The sequence below is a fragment of the Paenibacillus sp. FSL R7-0340 genome (assembly GCF_038002205.1).
In the GTDB taxonomy this organism is placed as follows: domain Bacteria; phylum Bacillota; class Bacilli; order Paenibacillales; family Paenibacillaceae; genus Paenibacillus; species Paenibacillus polymyxa_B.
Genome location: NZ_JBBOBY010000002.1, coordinates 671132 through 696537 on the forward strand (window position 1 = coordinate 671132; position 25406 = coordinate 696537).

Annotated in this window: 26 protein-coding genes and 1 pseudogene; 19 read left to right on the top strand and 8 right to left on the bottom strand. The window is 45.1% G+C overall.

Features of this window, described 5'->3' with window-relative positions:
• Positions 1-5: 5 nt before the first annotated feature.
• From MKX59_RS25875 to MKX59_RS25890, 4 genes are all read left to right on the top strand, one after another.
• Positions 6-1037, top strand: coding sequence for an ATP-grasp domain-containing protein (locus MKX59_RS25875; protein WP_023987201.1), 1032 nt, complete (start codon positions 6-8; stop codon positions 1035-1037).
• A 58-nt stretch (positions 1038-1095) separates the two neighbouring features.
• Positions 1096-1776, top strand: a complete 681-nt coding sequence (locus tag MKX59_RS25880; RefSeq protein WP_028542074.1) for a hypothetical protein — start codon at positions 1096-1098, stop codon at positions 1774-1776.
• A 98-nt stretch (positions 1777-1874) separates the two neighbouring features.
• Positions 1875-2975 (top strand): toxic anion resistance protein, encoded by a 1101-nt coding sequence (locus tag MKX59_RS25885; RefSeq protein WP_013308980.1) that lies wholly within the window; start codon positions 1875-1877, stop codon positions 2973-2975.
• Between the two features lie 335 nt (positions 2976-3310).
• Positions 3311-3856, top strand: a complete 546-nt coding sequence (locus MKX59_RS25890; protein ID WP_023987205.1) for a hypothetical protein — start codon at positions 3311-3313, stop codon at positions 3854-3856.
• Between the two features lie 334 nt (positions 3857-4190).
• Here MKX59_RS25890 and MKX59_RS25895 read toward each other — a convergent pair whose 3' ends face one another.
• From MKX59_RS25895 to MKX59_RS25910, 4 genes are all read right to left on the bottom strand, one after another.
• Positions 4191-4571, bottom strand: a complete 381-nt coding sequence (locus MKX59_RS25895) for a DUF3899 domain-containing protein (RefSeq protein ID WP_053324728.1) — start codon at positions 4569-4571, stop codon at positions 4191-4193.
• Positions 4571-6214: a peptide ABC transporter substrate-binding protein gene (locus MKX59_RS25900; protein ID WP_071559136.1), complete on the bottom strand. Its 1644-nt coding sequence runs from the start codon at positions 6212-6214 to the stop codon at positions 4571-4573. The genes MKX59_RS25895 and MKX59_RS25900 overlap by 1 nt, the downstream gene beginning before the upstream one ends.
• 196 nt (positions 6215-6410) lie before the next feature.
• Positions 6411-7361 (bottom strand): ABC transporter permease, encoded by a 951-nt coding sequence (locus tag MKX59_RS25905; protein WP_053324730.1) that lies wholly within the window; start codon positions 7359-7361, stop codon positions 6411-6413.
• Between the two features lies 1 nt (position 7362).
• Positions 7363-8289, bottom strand: coding sequence for an ABC transporter permease (locus tag MKX59_RS25910; RefSeq protein ID WP_340859398.1), 927 nt, complete (start codon positions 8287-8289; stop codon positions 7363-7365).
• Positions 8290-8607: 318 nt separating this feature from the next.
• Between MKX59_RS25910 and MKX59_RS25915 the strand changes: the two genes are divergently transcribed.
• The 5 genes from MKX59_RS25915 to MKX59_RS25935 all read left to right on the top strand — a co-directional run bounded on the left by MKX59_RS25915 (position 8608) and on the right by MKX59_RS25935 (position 12482).
• Entirely contained in the window at positions 8608-9375 is a 768-nt protein-coding gene (locus tag MKX59_RS25915) for an amino acid ABC transporter substrate-binding protein (protein WP_053324731.1), read from the top strand.
• 40 nt (positions 9376-9415) lie between these two features.
• A complete protein-coding gene (locus MKX59_RS25920; protein ID WP_023987212.1) occupies positions 9416-10075 on the top strand; it encodes an amino acid ABC transporter permease in 660 nt (219 codons plus the stop codon).
• A gap of 15 nt (positions 10076-10090) precedes the next feature.
• A complete protein-coding gene (locus MKX59_RS25925; protein ID WP_025683111.1) occupies positions 10091-10843 on the top strand; it encodes an amino acid ABC transporter ATP-binding protein in 753 nt (250 codons plus the stop codon).
• A 418-nt stretch (positions 10844-11261) separates the two neighbouring features.
• A complete protein-coding gene (locus MKX59_RS25930) occupies positions 11262-11867 on the top strand; it encodes a VC0807 family protein (RefSeq protein WP_053324732.1) in 606 nt (201 codons plus the stop codon).
• A gap of 6 nt (positions 11868-11873) precedes the next feature.
• On the top strand, positions 11874-12482 hold the full coding sequence (locus MKX59_RS25935) for a TetR/AcrR family transcriptional regulator (RefSeq protein ID WP_340859399.1): 609 nt from the start codon (positions 11874-11876) through the stop codon (positions 12480-12482).
• 138 nt (positions 12483-12620) lie between these two features.
• Here the strand turns inward: MKX59_RS25935 and MKX59_RS25940 are convergent, their stop codons facing one another.
• Complete coding sequence (locus MKX59_RS25940) at positions 12621-12917, bottom strand: DUF6809 family protein (protein ID WP_371918001.1); 297 nt, start codon at positions 12915-12917, stop codon at positions 12621-12623.
• Between the two features lie 288 nt (positions 12918-13205).
• Here MKX59_RS25940 and MKX59_RS25945 point away from each other — a divergent pair, with 288 nt between their 5' ends.
• Together MKX59_RS25945 and MKX59_RS25950 are read left to right on the top strand one after the other, a co-directional pair.
• Positions 13206-13451 carry a helix-turn-helix domain-containing protein gene (locus MKX59_RS25945; RefSeq protein WP_023987217.1) on the top strand — a complete coding sequence of 82 codons (246 nt, stop codon included), beginning with the start codon at positions 13206-13208 and terminating at the stop codon, positions 13449-13451.
• Positions 13452-13681: 230 nt separating this feature from the next.
• Positions 13682-13894: a helix-turn-helix domain-containing protein gene (locus MKX59_RS25950; protein ID WP_023987218.1), complete on the top strand. Its 213-nt coding sequence runs from the start codon at positions 13682-13684 to the stop codon at positions 13892-13894.
• A gap of 64 nt (positions 13895-13958) precedes the next feature.
• Here MKX59_RS25950 and MKX59_RS25955 read toward each other — a convergent pair.
• A pseudogene (locus tag MKX59_RS25955) lies at positions 13959-14060 on the bottom strand (GNAT family N-acetyltransferase); the annotation flags it as partial.
• A gap of 471 nt (positions 14061-14531) precedes the next feature.
• Between MKX59_RS25955 and MKX59_RS25960 the strand changes: the two are divergent.
• Complete coding sequence (locus MKX59_RS25960) at positions 14532-15170, top strand: glycoside hydrolase family 11 protein (RefSeq protein WP_023987219.1); 639 nt, start codon at positions 14532-14534, stop codon at positions 15168-15170.
• 217 nt (positions 15171-15387) lie between these two features.
• Here MKX59_RS25960 and MKX59_RS25965 read toward each other — a convergent pair whose 3' ends face one another.
• Positions 15388-16701 carry a hypothetical protein gene (locus MKX59_RS25965; RefSeq protein WP_023987220.1) on the bottom strand — a complete coding sequence of 438 codons (1314 nt, stop codon included), beginning with the start codon at positions 16699-16701 and terminating at the stop codon, positions 15388-15390.
• A 226-nt stretch (positions 16702-16927) separates the two neighbouring features.
• Between MKX59_RS25965 and MKX59_RS25970 the strand changes: the two genes are divergently transcribed.
• The 6 genes from MKX59_RS25970 (at position 16928) to MKX59_RS25995 (ending at position 21599) form a co-directional block, all read left to right on the top strand.
• A complete protein-coding gene (locus MKX59_RS25970; RefSeq protein ID WP_034095150.1) occupies positions 16928-18154 on the top strand; it encodes a M20 metallopeptidase family protein in 1227 nt (408 codons plus the stop codon).
• A 28-nt stretch (positions 18155-18182) separates the two neighbouring features.
• Entirely contained in the window at positions 18183-19022 is an 840-nt protein-coding gene (locus MKX59_RS25975) for an enoyl-CoA hydratase/isomerase family protein (RefSeq protein ID WP_023987222.1), read from the top strand.
• A 61-nt stretch (positions 19023-19083) separates the two neighbouring features.
• Positions 19084-19848, top strand: coding sequence for an enoyl-CoA hydratase/isomerase family protein (locus MKX59_RS25980; protein WP_340859400.1), 765 nt, complete (start codon positions 19084-19086; stop codon positions 19846-19848).
• 91 nt (positions 19849-19939) lie between these two features.
• Complete coding sequence (locus MKX59_RS25985; RefSeq protein WP_023987224.1) at positions 19940-20335, top strand: serine dehydratase beta chain; 396 nt, start codon at positions 19940-19942, stop codon at positions 20333-20335.
• Positions 20336-20622: 287 nt separating this feature from the next.
• Positions 20623-21084 (top strand): L-serine ammonia-lyase, iron-sulfur-dependent, subunit beta, encoded by a 462-nt coding sequence (locus tag MKX59_RS25990; RefSeq protein ID WP_231118758.1) that lies wholly within the window; start codon positions 20623-20625, stop codon positions 21082-21084.
• On the top strand, positions 21081-21599 hold the full coding sequence (locus MKX59_RS25995) for a TetR/AcrR family transcriptional regulator (protein ID WP_196773809.1): 519 nt from the start codon (positions 21081-21083) through the stop codon (positions 21597-21599). Before MKX59_RS25990 ends, MKX59_RS25995 begins: the two co-directional genes overlap by 4 nt.
• Before the next feature lie 344 nt (positions 21600-21943).
• Here the strand turns inward: MKX59_RS25995 and MKX59_RS26000 are convergent, their stop codons facing one another.
• Entirely contained in the window at positions 21944-23296 is a 1353-nt protein-coding gene (locus tag MKX59_RS26000; RefSeq protein ID WP_023987228.1) for an MATE family efflux transporter, read from the bottom strand.
• A 137-nt stretch (positions 23297-23433) separates the two neighbouring features.
• Here MKX59_RS26000 and MKX59_RS26005 point away from each other — a divergent pair, with 137 nt between their 5' ends.
• The gene (locus tag MKX59_RS26005; RefSeq protein WP_023987230.1) at positions 23434-24120 is read left to right on the top strand and encodes a TetR/AcrR family transcriptional regulator; all 687 of its coding nucleotides are present in this window, start codon (positions 23434-23436) and stop codon (positions 24118-24120) included.
• Positions 24121-25406 lie beyond the last annotated feature (1286 nt).

The following is a 25406-nucleotide window of genomic DNA, read 5'->3' on the forward strand; positions in this document are numbered from 1 at the left end:
GCTCTGTGAAGAAGGTTAAGGTGTATTTTAATCGCTGGTTTTCAGTGGCGTATCATTATATGAATGCTATTCGTAACAATGAGGACGGTATTCCGTTCGAGATCTATGCGACACACTCAGATCCGCAGCACATGGCGCTACAGGCCAGTGATGTGGCTGAAGTAGAGCCTCGCACCAGTGGTGTGGAGTACGCACAATTTTGCGCTGATTTTTGCAAGCGGCACGGAATTGATGTCTTTATCCCACGGTGGAATATGCTCGATATTAGCAAGCATCTTTATTTGTTCGATGATATTGGGACAAAAGTGATGGTATGCCAAGATACCGAACTGCTGGAGCAACTGATGGAAAAGGATTTGTTTTATGAATCCATTCGTCAAAAGGAAATTGTCACGATTCCCGATTATGCCATTGCCAGCAATGCCGAGCAGTTTAAACAGGCATATGAGTCGTTAATAGCACGTGGGCATAAGGTATGCTTCAAGCCATGTAATGCAGAAGGCGGAATGGGCTTTCGTATCATCGACAATGAACGTAATCCGCTGGAGGAACTGTTCGGCCATGCGCTGAATCATATTTCGTTCGAGGAAGCACACCGCGTATTGTCATCCACAGAATCATTTCCCAATCTGATGGTGATGGAGCTGCTGGAGGGATACGAATACAGTATTGACTGCCTGGCTGACCGGAACGGAAAGCTGCTAGCGGCAGTTCCGCGTAGGAAGGCAGGAGGACGATTACGGCTGCTGGAGCAGCATCCCCAGCTGTTGGAGGTGGCACAGAAGGTCGCTGAGGCGTATCACATTCCGTACAATTATAACATTCAGGTAAAATATAACGGCGAGCATGCCAAGCTGCTAGAGATCAATCCGCGGATGTCCGGAGGACTTCATGTATCATGTTTGTCTGGTATCAATTTTCCTTATCTAGCGGTGAAATCGGCTTTGGGTCATGAGATCGGTTCACTTCATCCGCAATACGACATTTTAGCCAGTCATATCGAGCAGCCAATCACCATACGTAAATCCGTACATTGACACACACAAATATTGTTTTCTACAATATGGTAAGGGTTTACGTCAGGAGGTACAAGCTATGACGTCAAAAATGTGGGGTGCCACGATTGCTGTGGTTAGCTACCTGATTGCGCTTTTACTAAGTTTTTGGTTGCCACTGTTTGTGTGTTTGGCGATTCCGATCATTGGTTTGGGAGGATACAGCGCCATCATGGCTATTCGCCATCCTCGCCCCAATCTGACCGGTTCCGTGATTCCGGTGGTGCAGGAGCAGGTCGCTGAGACACATCAGCATGAAAAGGAAGCTGCCGTTCGACCGGAGTCTATGACAGGACAAGTACGTCAATCAGTTCAGGTGAGCAGTGAATTTGCTCAGGTGATGGAGTATTTGGAGGTACTGGAGGATATGGTGATCTCCGAGGGACAGAAGGATGCGCTTGATAACGAGATTGTCGAGAAGGCGCTGGCTCTATTTGCACGTTTGCAGCGGGTCATTCCACTTTTGCATGAACTGAACAACAGCGAAGTGAATCATACGGTTCGGAGATTGATTTTGAAGGATTTGAACGGACTGATTAATCCGTTTCTTCGGCTCAGCGGCGATGCGAAGCGGACTAACCGGAGGACGTTATTAAACGGATTACGGGATGTGGACAGCAAAATATCGGTAATTGTATCTACGGTGGAGCATAAGGATCTGTTGGAATTACAGAGCAAAGCGGAGCTTATTCACCAGCGATATAGCAGTTCCGAATTGTAGGCGATTTTTTGGGAAAATAAAAAAAGTAGCAGTATAGCTGCTCTGAATAACAACGATTAGACTTGGGTAACAGTTGTTTTCAGAATAGGAGGTAGCGTATGGCGACCCCATGGGCTGAATTGAAAAAAGAAGATGAACAAAAGGTGACTGAGGAGGCTTCACAGCTGATTCAGAAGGTATCACAAAGCGATGTCATGAGCCTGGATACCTTAATGGATGATATCGGTAAGTTGGGGGTTAAAACGCAGGAACGTGCGGGGCAGACCCTTAAAATGCTGGATCGTCCGGTAAACGACCTCATGTCCGGTGATCGGGCTGAGGTATCCAATATGATCTTAAAGCTGCGTGATGAATGCGAAACGCTCCAGCAGAGCAAAAATATGAGCTTTTTTGGCAAGCTCCTGCGTAAAAGCCCGTTAAAGAACTACATTTACAAGTATCAGTCGGTGAAGACGAACATCGAGAAAATCATTACTGCCTTGAGAGATGGTAAGGATAATCTGGAAGAAAACATCGTCAGCATGAGACAGTTGAAGAAGGCTTCCATTGAAGAAATCTACAATTTACAGACGAAGATTGCCTTTGGTAATCGCTTGAAAGAACTGTTTGAGACCGAGATTGCCAAGCCGGAAAACGAAAACCGTAAGCCACATCTGGAGCGGGGATTGCGCAAGGTGGTTACTCGTACACAGTCGATGACAGAAATGATTTTGTTATACAATCAGGCGATTGCAGCAACGGATATTATTAATGATAACAATGATAAACTGATTGATTCTGTAAATAATGCGATTGATAAAACATCGAATCTGATCACTGTATCGGCTATGATCGCGATGGCGCTGGCGGATCAGGATAAAATCATTTCAGCCGTCGATGCGACCAACCGTACCATTGAAGATCAATTCAAGGAAAATGCGAAGCTTCTCAAAACGACGACCGAGAGAACGACAGATCTGCTTAGCAAGCCTTCTATGTCACTGGAGGCTGTGAATCAGGCGATTGGTGATTTGGTATCTGCTTTGGATCTGTCTGAAAAATCGAATCGCCAAATTATTGAAAGCTGCCATGATTACACAAGTAAAATGACAGCAATCAATGCCAACCTTAGCCAACGCTTGGGGATCGAAGGGAAAGAACCATCCAAAACACTGAAGGATAGCAATTCTTCTGAGGGTTTAAGCTCGTTTTTGAACTGATGACAATGTAGAATAATAGACCCAATCTATTAAAAGACGCCGGATGACTCCGAAAGGCGTCTTTTTTGGTTTGGCAGCAGCTAATAAAGGACATGATGAACATACATAGCATTCTCGTGCATAAACTCTTAAAAAGCGAATGACAAAAGGAGAGAGCGAGCGTATGATGTCCTTTATTTTAGGGTGTGTGATTGTCTATTTACTCGTGGCTGTCAGTAGCGAAAAAGCAGATTCAATTGTGGAGTTAAATGATTCTGTGAAATAAAATTTTTTATTGAAAATCATGCATTTTCTGATAGGATAGAGTTAAATATTGGAATCCCAAAGGAGAATGCATGCTGGAATTTTCATTTGAAATCATCGACGAATCGAAAATCAACATTGTATATCAGTATGGAAGCAGCAACTTCAATTTTAATTTATTTTTTAACTACGGTGTGTGGACGCTGCATCCTTTTGACGGGATTCTGCTGCAAAACAAGGAAATGTGCCGTCTGATCGTTACGGATCTGTTTAAGAACAAAGATTTTCATGTCATGCTGGCGCGCGAAAATATTTTATTGTCAACCCTGCGTACCTCTATTGATCTCAATCCCGAAACTCGGGGAGAGCGATATCAGGAACAGGAGTTTGATGAGCTGTCTGATTTTGCTGAGACACACAGCTTTGAAGAGGTACTGCAAATCGAGCAGGATTCCGTCCGCGAACGTATGGATTTCTTCCAAAACATCATTCAAAAAATGTATATGGAAGGATTCGGTCCGGAAGACAATGATTTTAACAAGGTACAAGCTATTCTTCGCATTTATAAGGCTGCACATGACCAACTCGGAGAATTGAGCGACTTTCCCCTGAGAGGCGACGAACGACGCAGATGGTAGATTTATTGAAACATAAAAGAGAGAGTCCCACGAACTAGCTCCGCGGAACTCTCTCTTTTATGTGTACCTGAGCTACAAAATAAGGTAGGCTAAGTGATTTAAACTTGGCCTACCTTTCTCTTACCATTCACACCTCTAAAACGTGTAGAAGCTCTACGGCGGTTTGCCAGCGGAGCGGGCAGAATTGTTCTGAAGAAGCGAAGCGTTCGCCTTTATCCCCGGATTTTACCCTTACAGGTTCTATTCAATAGAAATCCGGGGATAACAGCGATCGGAAGAACAATCTGCACGCGCAGCGCCCACCAACCAACCAAAGGCTTCTAATCGTTTTAACCTAACTCATCCCCATTAATATCATCGAGCAAAGTATAAGCCCTGTCCCGCACCCCGAAGTGTATACCTTGAGATGGCGGAACATGGATGTTTTCCAGGCTGACAGAGATTCATCGGAACGCAAACGCTCATTTTCCTCTCGTAATGCCTTGGATTGACGAATGAACAACTGTCTGATGTCGGCAAATCCCCGCAGGAAGAGGGTTAGAAAACCGCTTTGCAGAACGTGGAAGATTGCACCGATCACCAAGCCCAGCAACCCCAACAGGAATAGCAGATTTGCAGTAGCCATGTTTTCACGACCATACAAGAGATGGGGTGTGGCGTACAGAATTCCTAAAGTACCGACAATCAGGGCAGAGAGCCCGAAACGTAAAATCATTATTTTTCGACCCGTTTCGCAAAGCGCAGGTCTGGGTTCGAACGAGCATCAAATACGATACCTTGAATCTTAGGACTGATTAATGCCGTGTCCGCAGAGAACTGGATCGGAATAATCGGCAGATCTTCCATCAATACGTCTTCTGCCTGATGGAGCTGTTCAAAGCGTTTTGCCGGATCAAGCTCAAAGGTTGAGGATTCGATCAGTTTGTCATACTCCGGGTTGCTCCAGTTGGTAAAGTTGTTCGAATTTTTGGAAGTATAATGCCCCAATACGCCGAGTGGATCCAGGAAGTTTCCTTCCCAGCCCATACGGGCGATCTGGAAGTTCTTTTGTTTAAAGGTATCAATGTACGTTTTCCATTCCTGATTCTCCAGTGTCACTTCAACACCCAGGTTTGTTTTCAGCATTTCCTGAATCGCTTCAGCTACTTTTTTATGCTTGTCCGAAGTGTTGTATTTGAAGGTGATCGGTGGCAGCTTGGTCAAACCTTCTTCTTTCAGACCTTCGGCCAGCAATTGTTTCGCTTTTGCAGCGTCAAACTCATAGTATTTTTTCGGTGCCTCATCACGGAAGTCTTTGCCGGATGGCGTTGTTGTTCCGTATGGAACATAACCGTAAGCCGGAGTTTCGCCACCTTTGGTTACGCTGGTAGCCAGTGCTTCGCGGTCAATCGCGTAGGCGATGGCCTGTCTGATTTTTTTATTGTCAAACGGCTTTTGTTTTACGTTAAAAGAATAGGTGTACACACTGAAAGATGGATGCGACAGGAATTCCTTGTTGCTCTTTTCCTGATCCAGTGTATCCACGGGAAGGCTCAAAATCAGATCCAGATCGCCCGTTTTATACATTTGATAATAAGTTGTGGAGTCTTGAACCATTTTAAAATTAATCGTTGCCATCGTAATGGCATCTTTGTTCCAGAATTGATCGTTTTTAGCCAGCGTAATTTGCTCGTTATGTTTCCATTCCTTGGCTACATACGCACCGTTGCCGACAATTGTGCCCGCTTCTGCTGCCCATTTGTCATTTTTCTCAACAACCGATTGGTTTACCGGCAGATAGGCATGACCCACAGCGATCGTTGGGAAAAAGCTCAGCGGTGATTTCAGCTCAACTACAAGAGTTTTATCATCTTTGGCTGTAACACCCACGTCTTCAATTTTACCTTTGCCTGTGTTGTACGCTTCGGCACCTTTGATGTAGTAGAGGGCAGAAGGATCGTAGGCAGCTGTTTTCGGATTCAGTACCCGTTTCCAAGAGTATTCAAAATCCTTAGCTGTCAGTGGGTCACCATTCGACCATTTTGCACCATCACGGATAGTAAAGGTGTAGGTTTTGCCGTCAGGAGATACATCTACTTTGCTGGCAGCGCCTTCTACGATTTTACCGGCCTTATCGTATGTATACAGCCCTTCATACAAGTTATCAATCACAAAGTAGGACGTTGTATCTGATGCGAAAGCAGGGTCTAGCGTATAAGGCTCCCCACCTGCCAGATTGGCAGTAATTTCTTGCGGGATATCTGCTTGAGGCGTAGCGGACGGGTCGTTGCTTGCTGTTTTGTCCGAAGTACCCGAGCATCCAGCTAAAGCCGTTACGGCCAAAAGTAAGATGATCGTCATCCAATGCATTTTTTTCATCGTGGTTTTCCTCCATTACTGTGATTAGTTATGCCAAAAATAAGGTACACCGTACCGGGATTTATTCATCCTCCTTTCCCGCAGGTATGCCGCGTGTGCGCACTTCGATAAAGGAACTGCCGTTTTTCCTGCGGTTAGGCGAGAAGCTGCGGATCATGGTGACACCCCTCCTTGTCCAATTTGGATCTCTCTGTTGTTAATGTTGTGAGCGCGGGTCAAGTGCATCTTGAAGCCCGTCTCCAAGTGTATTGAACGCCAGCATGGTGAGCGATATCATCAGCCCGGGGAAAAATAGGCGCCACCATTGACCGCTTAAAATAACGCCAAGTGAATCGTTAGCCATCGTCCCCCAGCTGGCCGAAGGAGACTGAATCCCCAGACCGAGAAAGCTCAGGAACGATTCGGCAAAAATAGCCGACGGAATAGTGAACGTCAAATTTACAATAATGATTGCCGCTGCGTTCGGTAGCAAATGTCTGAAGATAATACGCGAATGAGATGTCCCCAAGCTACGGGCTGCTAACACATATTCCTGCTGCTTCAGCTGTAAGATTTGCCCACGCACTACACGGGCCATACCGACCCAGCCAGTAATAGATAATGCAATAATCATCGTGAGTAGGCCTGGCTTCATAATGACGAGCAGCAGAATGATGACCAGCAGATAAGGAATACTATACAAAATTTCAATAATACGCATGAGAATGCTGTCGATCCGGTCGCCCGTTTTACCGTGCCCAGCACAATAGCCAGCAACACAGCCGACGAGAATGCCAAGCACCAAATCAATGGCGGCAGCGGCAAAGCCGATCATGAGTGAAATTCTAGCCCCGGCCCATGTCCGTGCCCATACGTCCCTCCCCAGATCATCCGTGCCAAACCAGTGCTCTCCCGAAGGAGAAAGATTCGTCTTCAAAAGGGATTGATCACTGGGTGCATAAGGAACCATGGAAGGTCCAACAATCGCCAGCACAATAATAATGATAAGTAGGGAAAGCCCCAACAGAGCAAGCTTGTTGTTAAAAAGTCTGCGTAGCCGATCCCGCCAGGGTGATTCTTTGGGTCTGGTCAACGTGGGGGTGGGGATCTGGCTACGGTCTACAAGACTAAACAGGCTGTCCTTTTCGACAGTAGGTGCTGCTTTCATGTTAATCTCCTTTGCTGTCTAATTTGATTCGCGGATCGACAAGGCGATAGGATATATCAATTAAAAATAAAGTAACGACCAGAATGGCACTATAGAAAATGGTCGTCCCCATAATCACTGGATAATCCCGGTTAAAGATACTGTCTACGAAGTATTTACCGATGCCGGGAATGGCGAATATTTTTTCAACGACAAAGGTACCTGTAATAACGGAAGCGAATAACGGTCCGATAAAGGACAGCACCGGAATCAACGCGTTGCGTAATCCGTGACGAATGACTACTGCCCAAGAGGACAACCCTTTTGCTTTGGCAGTGCGTATGTACTCCTCATGCATAACTTCCAGCATACTCGTCCGCATAAAGCGGGCGATAACGGCAAGCGGTGAAACAGCGAGAGCCAGCGACGGAAGCACCGTATGCTGCCAGGTTCCCCATGAGGCGACCGGAAGCAGGTGCCATTGGACGGCAACATACTTGATTAACAGCGGTGCCAATATGAAGCTGGGTACGGAAATACCAACAATGGCGATAAACATCGAGATATAATCCAGTGGTCGATTATGGTGTAGAGCAGCCAGCGTTCCGAGCGAAATACCGGCAATAATCGCGACCACGATGGATTGAATACCCAGCAATGCAGAAGGTGGAAAACCTCGGGCGATAAGCATATTGACGTCCGTCGTTTTCGATTGAATAGACGGGCCCATATCCAGCACTAGCAGATTTTTTAGATACAGCACATACTGCACAGCGAGCGGCTTGTCCAGATTGTACCTGGCACGCATGTTTTGCAATACCGCTTCCGGAATCGTTTTGGAATCGTTCGAGAATGGATCACCCGGAATGAGGTGCATGATGATAAACGTTAAAGTGACGATAATCCACAACGTTATGAACATCGTAAAAAGACGCTTTAAAATGTACATGGGGCTTTATTTCTCCTGTCTATCAAGCTGATTTACATACTATTGCTGCTGAAATTTTAAAATAAATAAAAGTATATAAGAATACTAGGAAATAATAAGACGGTTTAGGTGACATGTCAAGGTAAGGTTTTACATTATAGAACACAGGTCAAATTTTCGTCACAGGTTTTCCATTTATATGAGGCTAAGATTCCGCTCATTCCTCTCGACGAGTATCCTGCGGTGTGTTATGATGATACTCTGATAACGTGTTAACGAACTAAAGCGTTTGCCACCTGTTCTTGGATACGGGGGTCACCATTGTTGGAGGGGAATAAGATGAGAAAAGCAGCCATGTTTACGATGTTAATTGGATTGATGATGATCGTGTTGGCCGGATGTTCCGGCGGTAAGGATGACAGTAAATTGATTATTGGAATTGATGATAAATTCGCCCCGATGGGCTTTAGAGATGAAAATAACGAGCTGACCGGCTTTGATATTGATTATGCGAAAGCGGCCGGGGAACAAATGGGTAAACAGGTGGAATTTCAGCCGATTGACTGGTCTGCCAAAGAATCCGAGCTGAACAGCGGACGTATTGATCTCATTTGGAATGGATACACCATTACGGATGAGCGTAAGGAAAAAGTGCTGTTCACGAAGCCATATCTGAAAAACAGTCAGGTGATTGTCATTCCGACTACTTCCAGTCTTTCCAAGCTGGCTGATCTGACGGGCAAAACGGTCGGACTCCAGACGCTGTCTTCAGCAGCCGATGCATTGGATGCAAATCCGATCAAAAGTAAATTGAAGCAAGTGTCCGAGTTCCCGGATAATGTTCTCGCTTTGACAGACTTGAAAACCGGACGTCTGGATGCGGTGGTCATTGATGAAGTTGTTGCCAAGTACTATATGTCGAAGGAACAAGGGACGTATAAGCTGCTTGATGAATCACTGGCCCCTGAGGAATACGGCATCGGTGTGAAAAAAGGGAATGAAGAGCTGTTGACGCAGCTGCAATCCGCTTTGGATGAGCTGCACAAGAACGGAAAAGCTGCTGAAATTTCGAAAAAGTGGTTTGGTGAAGATAAAGTATTAAATTAATACGTAGTGTATCGAACTAAGGGTTTAGGAGTCGAAGGTTATGAGTATGGAATATATTTTACGAATTATGAAGCCTATGCTTGAAGGGGCACAGATGACGGTTATTTTATTTTTCATCACGCTCATCTTGTCTATTCCATTGGGTTTTATCGTTACTTTACTGGCCAAAAGCCGGATTAAGCCAATCGCCTGGCTGATGCATACGTACATTTATGTTATACGCGGCACGCCGCTTTTGCTGCAATTATTGTTCTTTTGTTTTGGTCTGCCGATGTTGCCTGTCATTGGGGAGTATCTGGTATTGGACCGGACAACGGCTGCGGTACTGGCATTTGTACTGAATTATGCAGCTTATTTTGCAGAAATTTTCAGAGGCGGGATGTTGTCGATTGATAAAGGGCAATACGAGGCTTCGCAAGTGCTTGGCTTGAGCAAGTCGCAGACGCTGATTAGAGTCATTGTGCCGCAAATGGTACGGATTGCTTTGCCTGCGGTAACGAATGAGGCGACAACACTGGTAAAAGATACGGCACTACTGTATGCAGTAGCGGTACCGGAACTGCTGCATTTTGCCAATACGGCTGTAAACCGTGATTTCTCGATTGTACCTTATGTTGTAGCGGCGGTTATTTATTTGTTATTAGCTTTGGTGCTGACGCTATTCTTCAGGGCGCTGGAAAAACGTTTTAAATTCGAGTAAAAGGAATGTCGAGATATGAATACTAATGCAATAGAAGTTACCGATTTGAAAAAATCGTTCGGCAAGCTCGACGTTCTGAAAAGAGTGAGCTTTAACGTTAAAGCGGGCGAGGTTGTAGCCGTCATCGGTCCTTCAGGTTCAGGAAAAAGTACCATGCTCCGTAGTTTGGTGCACCTGGAAGATGTGACGGGCGGGACGATCCGCATTCATGATAAAGCACTGGTGGAAAACGGTCAGTACGCTCCAGCAGGTGATATTAAGGGCATTACCACCGGGATGGGCATGGTGTTCCAGCATTTTAATCTGTTCCCTCACTTGACGGTGCAGGATAATCTGGAGCTGGCTCCGAAGCTGGTGAAAAAGGTGAGCAAGGCTGAACTGCGTCGCCAAAGCGCTGAGTTGCTGGCTAAAGTCGGATTGGCAGATAAAGCAGATGCGTATCCATCCCGACTGTCGGGGGGACAGAAGCAGCGTGTGGCGATTGCCCGGGCAATGATGATGAACCCTGATATTTTACTGTTCGACGAGCCGACCTCGGCCCTTGATCCCGAGCTGACGGGTGAGGTGCTGCGAGTTATCAAAAAGCTGGCTGAGGAACATATGACGATGGTCATCGTGACCCACGAGATGAATTTTGCGAGAGATGTGGCGGATCGTGTCATTTTTATGGATAATGGAGAAATCGCGGAATCCGGTACACCAGAGCAGATTTTTGGAAATCCGCAGCTGGAGCGGACGAAGGTATTTTTGAATCGGGTGGAGGCTTAAAAAAATAGTTGCTTGTTAGAGTGTGTGTCGGGGAGGCGCTGCGCGTGCAGATTGTTCTTTCGAACGCACATGCTTCTTCAGAACAATTCTGCCCGCTCCGCTCACCGACCACCTTTGCCGCAACAAGTTTTTAAGCAGGAAGTGTGGGAGAAGAATAAAAGCAAGGGAGATGGCAAGCGCCATCTCCTTTTTTTTGTAGTTGTAGGGTATGCGAAACGTGTAGCAACATGAGGAAATATAGAATGTAAGCTCTCAAAAAGCTGGTTTAACAAGGAGTAAAAAACCTTAATGATTCTTATGTAAAAAGTCATGACGTTAGGTATTATTATTTTTTAATCTTTACATACCTACCGAAGGTATGTAAAATAAAAGATACCTACCGAAGGTAGGTTTTAAATGATGAGAGGATGAGTCGATCATGAATAAATCTCGCAACGAAATCATCTTTACGTTAATCATCAATCTTGTATTGCCTTATTTGACTTATCGCCTGCTAATTCCGTATACGAGCAGTGTGGTGGCTCTGTCTATCGCTGCTCTTGTACCACTATGCGACTCGATCTACAGCCTTATACGGACCCGTAAAGCAGATGTGTTCTCTGGCTTTATTTTTCTTGGTCTGATTCTTGGCGTCGTGGCCGTTCTCTTGGGCGGTGATGAACGCTTTATTTTGCTACGGGAGTCTTATGTGACCGGTATTATGGGGGTGGTGTTTCTAGGTTCGCTGCTCTTTGGTCGACCATTAATTTATTATTTTGCGGAAAGATTCACAGGCCATAATCCTCAGATGAACGATAAATGGGAGAAACTTCCCCGCTATCGCTTTAATTTCCGCCTGATAACGGCGGTGTGGGGACTCAGCCTGCTGCTGGAAGCCTTCATCAAAGTAGTGCTGGTATACTCGTTGTCCATACCGACCTTTCTGGCCGTATCCTCGTTCTTCACTTACGTGATTATTGGTTTGACGATCTGGTGGAATATTGGTTTCATTAAACGAATAAAAAGACAGACAACCGGGAGGTAAAAGATTATGCAAGACAAAGCGATGAACGACAGTCTAAAAAAGCTGCTTGAGATTGCCGAAGAGATGATTATGGAGAAAGGCTGTCGGGCGACGACACTACAGGATATTGCGGATCGCAGCGGACTGACTAAAGGAGCCATTTACCATTATGTCAAAAGCAAAGATGAATTGTTCGGTATGATTCTGGAGGCGGGAATGGAGAAAACCAATCAGCGTTTTTTTGAATCTGTCGTCCGGACTCCCGCAGGACCAGAAGGAATCAAGTCCCCGCTTAACACCTTAACTGAACGGCTTCGTAACATCGGCAGTGGGGACAGCGCTACCAGCCTGATTTTTATCTATCTACTCAGCCAACAGGATAAGCCCGCCGTGGCAGGAATTCTGAAACGTTATCATGAAGCATCTATCCTCACTGCCAAAACGTGGATCGAAGTCGGACAGCAGAATGGAGCTATCCCTATTTCAATCGATGCGGACAGGACAGCTCGGATGTTCACCGTGTTCAAGAACGGACTGCAAGTTCAGCATAACATAGTGACCGATGGCGATAAAATCAACGAACTGGAAATTTACGAGTTCTTGATGAATGCGCTGGGGGGCGCAGGCAGAGGCTAGTGAGCCCCTCCATTCGTTTTGTTATCCCCGGATATTACCTTTAAATTTATATTTATTGAGGAAAAATCTAGGGATAACAGCGATCGGAACGGGTAATTTGCATGCGTAGCGGGTTCACCACCATAACTCCTCCATCATCTATCTATTACGATCAACAATTTCTTTGTCCTCGCTAAATACTTCAATCATCGTTAATGCCCCCGCCCGGTACCCGTGAATGAATGCTGCTGCGGAGTGCAGGGAAGTTGACTCGCTTAATAAATCAAACATGACTTCAATTGACTCAAACTCGACTGCTGGTAATTTGCTTTTCAACATCTCCATGAGATCACTAATTTTTTGATTCACTTTTTGAGATTCAGGGTCGGTTGAATTTATCTGTTCACTGGGACGCCAATTCCCATAATACATATCCTCCAAAATCATTTTCATCATGCCTCCTTATGAATACTGATTATTTATATAAGTTGAGCTAAAGATGTACATACGGCGCCACTACGCGGTCGGATGGTGCTTCCCATCGCTGTTGTGCCCGGATTTCTTAATCAAGCTAAGAAGGTTGAAATCCGGCCACAAAGGCGAACGCTATCGCTTGTACAGCACCATTCCGCCCACTCCGTTCTTATTCCACTTGTTATACTCTTTAAATAAATTTATGCGAAAAACGCATAAAAATCAATATGCAGTTTTCGCATGGAGTAAACTTTGCTTGGGTGATGAGCAATGTATAAGAGAATTCGCGATTTACGTGAGGACAAAGACTTAACACAACAGACCATGGCTGAATTATTACATATCTCACAAACGACCTACTCTCGATATGAAAATGGGACCTTGGACGTTCCCAGTGTCGTCTTAATCAAATTGGCAGATTTCCACAAGGTAAGTATCGACTTTATTCTTGGTCAGACAGATGATCCTGAACGTTGTACCGGTAAAAAGAATAGCATGCAAAATAAAGCTCTATGATGACCGCAGGAGCTATATTTCAATATTCTGTTATATGCTTCGTTGGGAAATATACACTTTAATAAAACGAATTTAGGAGAATCCGTCTGTCCCCATTAAGAGCTTTTGCATATGAAGGGACAACTCAAGATTTCAAGGTAAAGTTGAAGATAAATAAATTTTATGCGAAAAACGCATAAAAATCAATATGCAGTTTTCGCATGGAGTAAACTTTGCTTGGGTGATGAGCAGTGTATAAGAGAATTCGCAATTTACGTGAGGACAAAGACTTAACACAACAGAGCATGGCCGACTTTTTAGGTATCTCACAAACAACCTATTCCCGATATGAAAATGGGAATCTGGACGTCCCAAGTGTGGTCTTAATCAAATTGGCAGATTTCCACAAGGTGAGTATCGACTTTATTCTTGATCAGACAGATAATCCTAAACGTTACAGGTAAAAAGGCATAACATGCACAGCAAAAAAAGCTCCCGTGATGATTCACAGGAGGTTTTTTGCTGGAATTATTCATTAAGTCGTCCCATCATAACTGTGTTGAGGTAATTACCATCGGACAGAATTTTGTCCTTTTTTAATATGCCTTCGCTCTCAAACCCCAGTTTTTTTATACTGAATTGCACTCCTTAAAATTGACATTGGAAAAACTCCATATGGGAAACCGACGGGACTGACCCCAGTTGCCATTGGCAGCTTTTTGGTTTTAACGATATAAGTTCTTGTCTTCAGCTTGGGACAAGAACTTATATTGTTTCCGATTAGATGAATATCTAAAAAATCCGACATAAAAATAGATTCGCATATTGCTCGAATAATTAAAAGCAGCGAAGACCTTCTTCCAACGTTACGAAACTCGATTACCCTTCAACGGCTTCTATAAAATTCAAAGAGAGCTAAACATAATAGAGTTAAAGCTTTAATTTGCTAGGTTTATATGCAAACGCTATCATTCTATAATTTACACATAAGGGAGGTAAAAGTAAAAAAACGGGATATGCACAGATAAGAGATGTGTTACAAACAGAATCAACTAACAAGCAGGTGTATGGGACAAACACAAAAATTTTAGGAGGTAGATTATGTTTAATTTTAGTAAGAAAATGATGACAGTAGTTCTTGCAGCTTCCATGAGTTTTGGGTTGTTTGCAACAACCTCAAGTGCAGCGACAGACTATTGGCAAAATTGGACCGATGGCGGTGGGACGGTCAATGCTGTTAATGGATCAGGCGGTAATTACAGCGTAACATGGAAGGATACCGGGAATTTTGTTGTCGGGAAAGGCTGGACTACTGGATCACCAAACAGAACGATTAACTACAATGCCGGTGTCTGGGCGCCGTCCGGTAATGGATACTTGGCTCTCTACGGGTGGACGAAAAACTCACTCATCGAATATTATGTCGTTGATAGCTGGGGGACTTATCGACCTACCGGAACGTATAAAGGTACGGTGACCAGTGATGGGGGCACATATGACATCTACACAACAATGCGATACGACGCCCCTTCCATTGAAGGCGAAAAAACGACGTTTATTCAGTACTGGAGTGTTCGACAGTCGAAGAGACCGACCGGGGGTAACTCCACGATCACTTTCAGCAACCACGTGAAAGCATGGGCGAGCAAAGGAATGAATCTGGGGAATAGCTGGTCTTACCAGGTGTTAGCAACAGAGGGGTATCAAAGTAGTGGGAGTTCTGACGTAACGGTGTGGTAATCACTCAACCACAAGCTGTTCAACGAACAGGCGCGGTTGGGACTGTCTCACGGGATAAGCGGGTTTTGAGAGCTGTCTGATAGATAGGGTTTAAATGAATCGATCATAAGTGATTTGACTTGGTAAATTAAGCGCAAAAAAGGCACGTTTTCAGTTTTGAAAATGTGCCTTTTTTGCCATTAATTTAAAGTCGAAATGGCAAACGTAACAATGCGTGTCATCTGCTTAATTTGCGCCCTTCTTTGTCGAGAAACAACAGTTCGTAGTATTTTTTTGGTCGCCCTTTACTGTTGTCTCGTTTTTCAAATACCGTTTGTACGTATTTACTTTCTTCAATTTTGTTAAGGATACGGTTTGCACCTCTGACGGTCATGGACAGGCATTGAGCAACATCCTCAGAGGATAATTTATTTGTTCTCATGATTTCTGCGTAGGACATGATTTTTTGCAAGTTAATGTTGTTTATTCCGATAGTTTTGGCTAACGCGATGATTTCCGGGTCCCCCTGTTCAGAGAACTGTATGACATTCATGCTCCGCATTGGGCCGATAACCTTCTGATCCTCGTTTATAAAAAAGCTGCAGCTGCCCGTAAAGGCTTCCGCCTGTCTGTGAGCTTTGGTGGCGTTAATGTTAGCTTGAAAATATTCATGCCCTGAGCCCCACCCGATCTTCACCTTGTCGCTTATGCGCTCTTCCAGATACTCCAGCAGGGTGCAGTTATGCGCGTTAGAGGTGATTTTCATGAAATTTCCATAGGTGGTGTATAGTCTGACAAAGCCTTCCGAAATTTGGGCCGTGTCTGCCAGATTCACGCTGCGCAGAAATCTGCCGACAAGGACCTTTAGCTCATGAAGCTGCTCTTCAGATGGCGGTTCCGCCGTTTTGGTCGATAAGCATGCGACAACTGCCCTCTGACTCTTAAGCTTGAGGATGGTAATCTCGTTGATGATCTCTCTTATGGTCTCTTTAACGTTTTCCAAAGTGGGCCGGATTAAGATATATCTGACTCCGTGCTTTTTGAGTTCTGGAACAAAGTGGCCGAACGCCGTGATGGACAGGTCTATTTTCTTATCTTCCCACAGAGTGATATGGTTTTCGAGCATTGTTTCCACCCGTTCGAGCAGATCGTCGTTGTTAATGGGCTTTCCCTCATGAGTCAGGTATTGTTGGAATTCACTGAAAGAATCGATAATATACGCATAATCCACATAGATCCTAGATATATCAAGCTCAGGATATGTAACCAGTAGCCGGAAAAGTTCCCTATATAGAAGGTTTTCATTATCCTGCAAAATGTGAATAGGTACTTTTTCATCCAAGCATTCCTTATCAATTGACTCGTAAAGCATCCTGCCACTGATAACAAATCCATCTACCGAACCTAAGTTTTTAAGATATATGTCTTTTGTTTCCCGGAAGTTGTTGATCGTAAGAAAACGGAACTGACATACCGACCGCATTTCTTCTTCAATGGCGCGGAAATAGTCCATATGGGTCTCAGGCGTGATAATACCCAGCTTGATTTTCATGGTAGATTCCTTTCATAAACAGTTCAATCAAAAGAGTTATATCACAATAAATGTGATATTTCAATGTTCCGGTAGCCTCCAAAAAAAAGCGTTCTTAAAATGTCTTATTTTCTCTTTACATTTAATAAATTTAAAAGTACGATAAAATTGTTCTTAAAAAGTCTTAAAATAAGAAGGGGGGGATGTTTACTCTGTTCTTACGTTCATTCAATTTGTGTTTTGGGAGATGTTCATTGTGATTGAAGAAGCTGGAGACTTTTTGAGTATGGCCCATCAGCTGCAGGAAAAATTGGTCATGTACAGGCATCATCTGCATGCGATTCCGGAACTTGATTTAAGTTTGCCCAGGACAACTGCCTACGTAAAAGAGGTGTTGGAGTCGATGAGTCTTAAGCCCACTCCCGTAGGAGAATCAGGTCTAACGGTTACGATCGGCGGACAACATGCCGGGAAGGTGATTCTTATTCGTGCGGATATGGATGGGTTGCCCATTCAAGAAGAAACGGATATTTCTTTTGCGTCGTTGAATGGAAACATGCATGCATGCGGTCATGACTTGCATACTTCCATGCTGTTGGGAGCTGCGGAGATCCTGAAGGCAAACGAAGAGCAGCTTCGCGGGACGGTTAAGCTTATGTTTCAGCCGGGTGAAGAGACTCTGCACGGGGCAAAGATGATGCTTGAGAATGGGATTCTCGAAAATCCTAAAGTGGATGCAGCCATGATGCTTCACGTGTTGACTGGAATGCCAATTCCTGCCGGGCAATTTGTAGTGCCTGAGGCCGGAGAAGCGATTTCAGCTTCTTCTGATTGGTTCGAAGTAATCATCCGCGGAAGGGGCGCACATGGAGCGATGCCTAGTGCCGCAGTAGACCCATTAAATGTAGCTGCTCATCTTCATCTGGCGCTGCAGGGGATCGTAAGCCGTGAAATTTCGCCAATGGAGAGTGCAGTTCTTACAATTGGAGTGATGGAAGGTGGAAGTACAAACAACGTGATTCCCGATACTGCCAGAATGAAAGGCAGCGTACGCACATTTAACGCCGCATTGCGGGATGAAATGGAAACCCGTATCCACGAAATTTCTGCAGGTATTGGAGTAACTTTTCATGCAAAGGTGGATGTGATTTATACCAGGGGCTGTCCTGAGGTGAAAACGGAAAGCGGGCTGAACCATCAAATGAGAACTACTATTGCCAACACTTTTGGCGCCAGTTCCTTTATCGGTATAACACAATTGATACCCGGTGGTAAATTAATGGGATCAGAAGACTTCGCATTTGTATCACAAGCGGTGCCAAGTACCTCAGTGTTTATTAACGCAGGCAATACCGAAGAAGGTTATGGTTACCCTATGCACCATCCAAAGACGATGTTCTCGGATGAGGTACTTTATAAAGGGGCTGCGGCATACGCTGCTTTCGCCAGAGATTGGCTTGAAAGTAATAGATAATATCTAAACAAAACTAGGAGGAATTGAAATGACTGAGCGACGTATGATTGGACCAACAAAATTTGAAGAGTACTCGGTGAAGTACAAAGACTTTCTATTAATGACCCGTCGTGACGGAATAATTGAAGTGCGGTTGCACACCGACGGAGGGCCGTATCAACATTCTTGGGAAGCCCATACTGCATGGTCCCATGCATGGTCAGATATTGGCCGTGACCCTGAAAACGAGGTAATGATCATTTCTGGAACAGGGGATAAATGGGTAATAGGGAACCCTGATGTCTGGAATACAAAATTTATGGACTGGCCGAAGCAAAAGAAGCTCGAACAGTATCATGAATCGCTGAGACTGCTTGAAAATTTGATATTCTGCATTGACATCCCCACAATAGGGGCGATCAATGGGCCGGGAACGCATTGTGAACTCGCAACTCTCTGTGATATTACTATTTGTACAGAAGACGCGGACTTTTTTGATCCTCATTTTCTGGGAGGCACACCTCCCGGAGATGGAATGTTACTCACGCTGCAGAACATGATAGGTTTCAAGAAAGCAGCATATTACGCTTACACTGGCAAGAATATCAATGGTCAAACCGCATTGGACCTAGGCATAGTTAGTGAAGTCCTCCCCCGCGAAAAGCTCCTTCCACGTGCTTGGGAACTTGCGGAGATGATCATGCAGGCACCACGTTCAACGAGACATCTCTCACATTCAATTATATCCCGTCCATGGAAACAAGCCTTGGTCAGTGATCAAGGGTTCCAGCTTGCTCACCAAATGTTCGATATGGCTATTGATGAAGAAGGTGCTCTTGAGAGACTGATGAAGATGCAAGGACGTCTAATGGGCAACGAAGTTCAATAGAGATATGGCGGGACCTACAAGATTCGAAAAATATTCGGAGAAGTACAAGGACTTGTTCTTCATGACTCGCCGTGACGGCATACTCGAAGTGCGTATGCACACTCGCGGGGGACCTCTTCAATTTGACTGGGCGACCCAAACTGCATATGGCAATGTATGGTCAGATGTTGGCCGTGACCCTGAAAATGAGGTGATGATCCTTACAGGGACAGGAGATTTGTGGCAAATAGGCAATCCTGAAGTCTGGACAACAAAATTCATGGATTGGCCGAATAACCGGAAACTGGAATTATATCATGAATCGTTGAGAATGATTGAAAATATGATCTATTGCATCGACATCCCCACAATTGGGGTGATCAATGGTACAGGCTCACACTGGCAAATGGGAACGCTTTGTGATATTACCATTTGTGCTGAAGGCACAGAGTTTTTCGATGCTCATTACCTAGGCGGTGTACCGCCTGGAGATGGAATCGTCTTAGCACTTCAAAATATACTGGGAATCAAGAAAGCGGCATTTTGCGCATACACGGGTATGAATATTAATGCACAAGCGGCATTAGACCTCGGTCTGGTTAGTGAGGTACTGCCTCTTGAAAAGCTTCTTCCACGTGCGTGGGAACTGGCAGAGATGATCATGCAGGCACCTCGCTTTGTAAGACATCTTACTCATTCGATTGTGTCGCACACATGGAAAAAAGCCCTTGCCAACGATCAAGGTCTCCAGCTTACTCACCAATTGTATGACATGGCCATTGATGAAGAGGGTGTTCTTGAGAGGCTGATGAAAATCAAGGAACGTTTTCAGAGGAACGAGCGATAGTTTAAACGATGCCGAACGTTTATATTGGTCAAGCAGTAGGAAGATCTTATGCCAAAGAAAACTGAAAACTGAGAAAGGATGTAAGGGTGCTATGAAATCTTTGACAGAACTCTATAAGGTTGGCAGTGGACCATTCAGCCCCCATACAATGGGGCCGGAGAAAGCCGCCAGAATCTTCAAATCAGAAAATGAGGATGCCGAACGATTCAAGGCATTGATTTATGGTTCCCTTGCAAAAACAGGCAAAGGCCATATGACGGACAAGGCCATTATTAAAGCACTGTCACCATTTCCAACGGAGATTGAATTTGTTCCACACGCAGATTTTATTCTGCCCCATCCCAATACCATTGATTTTTTTGCTTACAAAGACGGGCGGCAAACAACATCCATGCGTGCTGTAAGTATCGGCGGCGGGGACATCGTTATTGAGGGACGGGAGGAGATGCTGGCGCCCGATGTCTATAGGGAGAATAGTTTTGTATAAATTAGTAAAATTTGTAAAGATAACAATATCCGCCTAAGCGATTACGTCGAGCAGTGTGAAGGCAAACAGATATGGGATTTTTTCTATGGGATTTGGGAAGCGATGAAGCATTCGGTCAACGAGGGGCTTTCAGTCACAGGTATTCTGGAAGGCGGTCTCCATGAGAACGCAAGGCGCAATTTCTTTATAATCAGCGGCATATTGATGAGAGCCCGGAGACGCGGGAAAACAGGATTGTCAGCGCATATGCTTTCGCGGTCAGCGAACAAAATGCCGCCGCCGGTGCAATCGTAACGGCCCCGACCTGTGGGGCCAGTGGTGTCATGCCGGCCGCGCTCCTTTATATGCAGCAAAAGAAGCATGTCTCGGACGAACAGATCCCCCGGGCTCTGGCAGTAGGCGGGCTCATTGGCAATCTGGTCAAGCAGAACGCCTCCATCAGCGGTGCTAAATGCGGCTGCCAGGGGGAGGTTGGCACTGCTTGCTCTATGGCATCGGCTGCACTGGCAGATCTGTCTGATATGGGTATCGACCAGATTGAGTATGCAGCGGAGGTTGCGTTGGAGCACCATTTGAGGTTGACCTGTGATCCTATTAACGGACTTGTTCAGATCCCTTGCATCGAGCGGAACGCCGTGTGGCTGAAAAGCCTGTGCAAACATTGGGCCGCAAGCGAGATCACACGCGGGATGATAAAATCCTTGAGGCGACAATCGACATCCTCGCCGATACGAGTTTCGATGGTATGACAATGGACATGGTCGCGGCTCGAGCAAAGGCTGGGAAGGCGACGGTTTACCGCCGCTGGTCTTCCAAGGCGGAGTTAGTCCGAAACGCCTTGGCCTGGATGAATCGAAATCATCTTGAGCTCGAAAGCTTGCCTGATACAGGAACCTTGCGCGAAGATCTCCTCGTGCTTTTGAAGCCGCAATCGATCGCGGAAGAAGAACGAAAATTTCGAGTCTTAGCGGGTCTAGGCTCCTTTTTGCAGCATCCGGAATTTGCCGAAGCAGGAACAGCCGGGATTTTCGAGCCATGGGTTGTTGTGAACCGCGAGCTTATGAACCGAGCCGTCGTCCGCGGTGAAATTCCCGCTCACGCGGACATTGAGATGGCTTGCCAGGTCATTACTTCAATGGCTTCCTTTCGCGGACTCATCCAGCGCAAACCGTTCGACAAGCCTTTCTTCACAGCGCTAATCGATGGCATTCTACTGCCTGCACTCAAAAACCCGCAAACAGCTCCAAATATCATGGACAGATGATGACGAGGCGCTTACCAGAAGAATCTACAAGGTGGATCAATCACAGAAATGATTCAACTAACGGGAAACAATATTTGAATTTAGAACAGGGTTTGAAAAGTGAAATATAAGGGATTAGGAGGCACGGGTTTGCTCGTTTCGAAGTTTGCGCTGGGAACGATGATCTTCAGAGGTAAGAACTTTCCGATGAGTGTGGCGATGGGGGCGCTGAATAAGCAAGATCGTGCAGGTAGGGGGCATTTTCCTTTTTTAAATGACAATTGCCCTTATTCCCCGTCCACGTACCTAAAAAAGGCAGGATCGGGGAGTGTCCTTATCCTGCCTTCTTGGGTGTTATATGTTTTCTACTGTACTAACTTATCCAATTCTGGCTGCAATTTGGTCCGCAAAACATACAACATGATGGCACCAACAAGGAATGCGACCGCATCCGCAATGACAAGCGACCAGACCACCCCGTGGAAGCCGTTCATTTGATTGGCGATAAACAACACAGGAATCAGAGTAATCCCTTGAATAATTGACATAATAAACGCGGCAGTTCCTTGCGCTGATGCTTGGAAGATCCCGGTAAACAATGTGGTCATTCCTGTAATGAACAAGGATAGGAACGTCACATGTAGAATGTAGCTGCCCATTCCAATTAATTGCGAGTCATTTGTAAATAAACCAATTAAGTGGTCGGAAATCAAATAGACGATAATGCCGAATACGACTGCTAACGCCACAATCACTTTGATCGTAAATCCAATGGTATTCTTCATGCGTAATTTATTCGCTGTGAAAGAGAAGGCAATCAACGGCACGACTCCCTCGCATAAGCCCATCAGAATAAACTCAGGAAATTGCAATAAACGTGATGAAATTCCGTAAGCCGCTACGGCCTGATCCCCGTATTCGACAAGAAAATGGTTAAAGATGAGCGACATTGCACCCAAAAAGATACTCATAATAAAGACGGGAACTCCGATTTTGAATACATTGCTCAGAATGTCCTTGGTAGCCTTGAACCATTTTACGGAGACGGTTAAGAATTGGCTCTTATATCCCATATGGAAGGCGTAGAATGCACTCGCAACCAAGTTAGAAATGACCGTAGCAGACGCAACGCCGATCACATCCCAATGGAGCACGAAGATGACTAACGCGTCGAGAATAATATTTATAACAACACTGAGAATCATACCGATCATCGACGTGATTGCTGCACCCTCCGAACGCACGATATTCTCCAGTGTGAAGAATAATACGACGAATGGTGAGCCAATAAGCATAATCGTGACATAGTCCTTCGTGAATCCGAAGGAGCCAGACGTTGCTCCCAGGCCATGAACGATTGGATTGATCAACGGGAGACCTACGGCCATCACGATAAGACCGAGAACTAAACTGCTGTAAAAGGCGAATGAAGACACATGCTTTACCTCATCATATTTTTTCTCACCTAGCAAACGGGAGATGAATGTACCGCTACCCATGCCAATCAAATTGCCTAGCGCCATAATGATTGCGAATAACGGCAGGGTTAGTGCAAGTGCGGTTAACATAGCAGTATTGTGAAGTGTACCAAGAAAATAGGCATTCAAGATGGAATAAATGACGCTCATTGACGTGCCTAGCATCATTGGTATAGCGAAATGAGCTACGGCTTTTGCGATCGGTGCTTTTTCAAAGTAATGGAGGTTTTCTGCATCCATGCGGATCACTACTTTCTTTATTTATTTTGCCTTTCAGTCTAACACTGTTAGGTTGTACCTTACAGTGTTAGATGGTATCATGAACCAATGAACCTGTAAAGCATAAACTTACACTGTTAGATAAAAGGGCGGATGACATGAAAAAGCAGCAACCTCAGATTTCGGAGGATAAGATTTTGGAAACCTCGTGGGAGCTTCTTGGAGAGGAGGGCATCGAGAAATTAAGCATGAGACGATTGGCCGACAGGTTAGGGATTCAGGCTCCCTCTCTGTACTGGTACTTCAAGAGCAAACAGCATCTCTACCAGCGTCTGGCCAACCAGGTATCGAAAATGATTCTGGAAGAGTTCCACTCCGAGGGGGAATGGAAGGAGCAGCTGACGGGGCTTGCGGTAACGGTACGGAGCGTGCTCAGCCGATATCCCTGCTCCACGCAGCTCATGATGATGACGCTGCCCCACGAACCGGACATCATCCGGTTCACCAACCGTATGCTGCTCTGCGTGGAATCGACGCCGCTTGAGCAAGAGCAGAAAATGCAAGTGGTTACTACGCTTGTGAACTATGTCTTCTATTTCGTTCTAGACGATTATCAGCATGAGCGTAATGTCTCCGCTATCTTTAAGGACCAGAAAGCGCATCCGGGTGAGGAGATGATTCGCCTTCTGGACTCCATGAGCGAGACGGATGTGGGACTGTTTCGGAGGATGTTCACGAACGGGCTGTTCAATCTGATGGGAACCGACGGGGCGTTTGAGTTCGGCTTGAAGCTGATTCTGTTGGGGATTGAGCAGGTGATAAAGGAGCAGGAAAGTAGTATGTAAAAACCGCCCATCCGGTTATTGGATGGGCGGTTTCAATTAGGTTATGTTTACCCTAAATTGTTAGTGAATTTATAATCTTCTGCCTGTCTTTTTTCCTTTGTAAACGTGATTTACTTGTATTAATCATCAAGACAGGAAATATGTATCTTCAACTCAATTACTAAGCATAAAACCAAACGAGTACGTTATTTATACAAGGAACCATAGAATGGCCGGATATGTATAATATCGCCGAGCACTTCAAGCGTGTACCTGCGATTAGGTTTGCCGAAATCAAAGGAGCTGATCATATGCTTGTCCTTACTCATGCGGAAGAACTAGCAACTAGCATCCGACAGTTTTGTCACAGGTGAGAACCATCCGTGAATAGATTGGGTATCTCTTGAATCAAAGTATTATAATGAGGTGATAAGAAGTTTTGAACCTTAAGAGCAACCCGGAAGAAACATCTTGGTGCTTGGAAGCGGCGGATGAGTGAAAAGCGTTTGTTTACAGATAACATCAACACGATGTCTCTTAAGCATGTCTATACCAAGACCTTACATTCGGAGCAGTTGAATTGACGTACCGCCCATCAAAAGAAGATTAACGCTTTTCACCAAAAATCAGGAAGTGTTTATTGAATTAAAGGGACACGTTAGTTCAATAAAACAGCGGCAGGCTCAGACTGATAAAAATAAAGTCCGAGCCTGCCGCTGTTTTATATTGGAGCCAGTCATATAATTATAATCCGGAGCCTGACGGTAAACTATACCCAGCTACCTTGTATCCCACAGACGGTTCTTGCGAGCTGTTACTCTGAAAATAAAGCATCCGTTGCAACCGGATGAAGGATAGGCAGTGGCTGAAGGGAGATGGTCCGGTCGAGATGAACAAACGCATCATAACGATCCGTCATGCTGGAAGGCACATAATTGCCGAAGCTTTATTGGCTTACTAACACAATCGGGTCGTCAACGCGGATATATTATGAAAATTCACATTCTCTGCCACCATTAGGCTATATAAAAGTACCAACTGGGGTTGCACTATTCCGTGTTTCCTTTTAAAAGATATCCGTCGACAATGAAACCCGAACCAGGGAAATTATCTTTAGGAAAGGTCACGATCGCGCATGTTTGATCTTCATCATAATTTTGCGTTACTCTCGCCCAGAAGGTTGACGATCCTGTACGTAAGAGAATGGAGGCCTCCTTCTGTTTTCACATATAAGCAGATAACATACGAATGGTTGGCATTGTACTTATAACGTCTGGCCGGCCACCGTGAGATTCAACCATTTCTAC

Bases quoted from the DNA above. Each gene is read 5' to 3' on its own strand.
- MKX59_RS25880 (WP_028542074.1), top strand. From the start codon at position 1,096: ATGACGTCAAAAATGTGGGGTGCCACGATTGCTGTGGTTAGCTACCTG.
- MKX59_RS25885 (WP_013308980.1), top strand. From the start codon at position 1,875: ATGGCGACCCCATGGGCTGAATTGAAAAAAGAAGATGAACAAAAGGTG.
- MKX59_RS25890 (WP_023987205.1), top strand. From the start codon at position 3,311: ATGCTGGAATTTTCATTTGAAATCATCGACGAATCGAAAATCAACATT.
- MKX59_RS25895 (WP_053324728.1), bottom strand. From the start codon at position 4,571: ATGATTTTACGTTTCGGGCTCTCTGCCCTGATTGTCGGTACTTTAGGA.
- MKX59_RS25900 (WP_071559136.1), bottom strand. From the start codon at position 6,214: ATGAAAAAAATGCATTGGATGACGATCATCTTACTTTTGGCCGTAACG.
- MKX59_RS25905 (WP_053324730.1), bottom strand. From the start codon at position 7,361: ATGAAAGCAGCACCTACTGTCGAAAAGGACAGCCTGTTTAGTCTTGTA.
- MKX59_RS25910 (WP_340859398.1), bottom strand. From the start codon at position 8,289: ATGTACATTTTAAAGCGTCTTTTTACGATGTTCATAACGTTGTGGATT.
- MKX59_RS25915 (WP_053324731.1), top strand. From the start codon at position 8,608: ATGAGAAAAGCAGCCATGTTTACGATGTTAATTGGATTGATGATGATC.
- MKX59_RS25920 (WP_023987212.1), top strand. From the start codon at position 9,416: ATGAGTATGGAATATATTTTACGAATTATGAAGCCTATGCTTGAAGGG.
- MKX59_RS25925 (WP_025683111.1), top strand. From the start codon at position 10,091: ATGAATACTAATGCAATAGAAGTTACCGATTTGAAAAAATCGTTCGGC.
- MKX59_RS25930 (WP_053324732.1), top strand. From the start codon at position 11,262: ATGAATAAATCTCGCAACGAAATCATCTTTACGTTAATCATCAATCTT.
- MKX59_RS25935 (WP_340859399.1), top strand. From the start codon at position 11,874: ATGCAAGACAAAGCGATGAACGACAGTCTAAAAAAGCTGCTTGAGATT.
- MKX59_RS25940 (WP_371918001.1), bottom strand. From the start codon at position 12,917: ATGATGAAAATGATTTTGGAGGATATGTATTATGGGAATTGGCGTCCC.
- MKX59_RS25945 (WP_023987217.1), top strand. From the start codon at position 13,206: ATGTATAAGAGAATTCGCGATTTACGTGAGGACAAAGACTTAACACAA.
- MKX59_RS25960 (WP_023987219.1), top strand. From the start codon at position 14,532: ATGTTTAATTTTAGTAAGAAAATGATGACAGTAGTTCTTGCAGCTTCC.
- MKX59_RS25965 (WP_023987220.1), bottom strand. From the start codon at position 16,701: ATGAAAATCAAGCTGGGTATTATCACGCCTGAGACCCATATGGACTAT.
- MKX59_RS25970 (WP_034095150.1), top strand. From the start codon at position 16,928: ATGTTCATTGTGATTGAAGAAGCTGGAGACTTTTTGAGTATGGCCCAT.
- MKX59_RS25975 (WP_023987222.1), top strand. From the start codon at position 18,183: ATGACTGAGCGACGTATGATTGGACCAACAAAATTTGAAGAGTACTCG.
- MKX59_RS25980 (WP_340859400.1), top strand. From the start codon at position 19,084: ATGACTCGCCGTGACGGCATACTCGAAGTGCGTATGCACACTCGCGGG.
- MKX59_RS25985 (WP_023987224.1), top strand. From the start codon at position 19,940: ATGAAATCTTTGACAGAACTCTATAAGGTTGGCAGTGGACCATTCAGC.
- MKX59_RS25995 (WP_196773809.1), top strand. From the start codon at position 21,081: ATGACAATGGACATGGTCGCGGCTCGAGCAAAGGCTGGGAAGGCGACG.
- MKX59_RS26000 (WP_023987228.1), bottom strand. From the start codon at position 23,296: ATGGATGCAGAAAACCTCCATTACTTTGAAAAAGCACCGATCGCAAAA.
- MKX59_RS26005 (WP_023987230.1), top strand. From the start codon at position 23,434: ATGAAAAAGCAGCAACCTCAGATTTCGGAGGATAAGATTTTGGAAACC.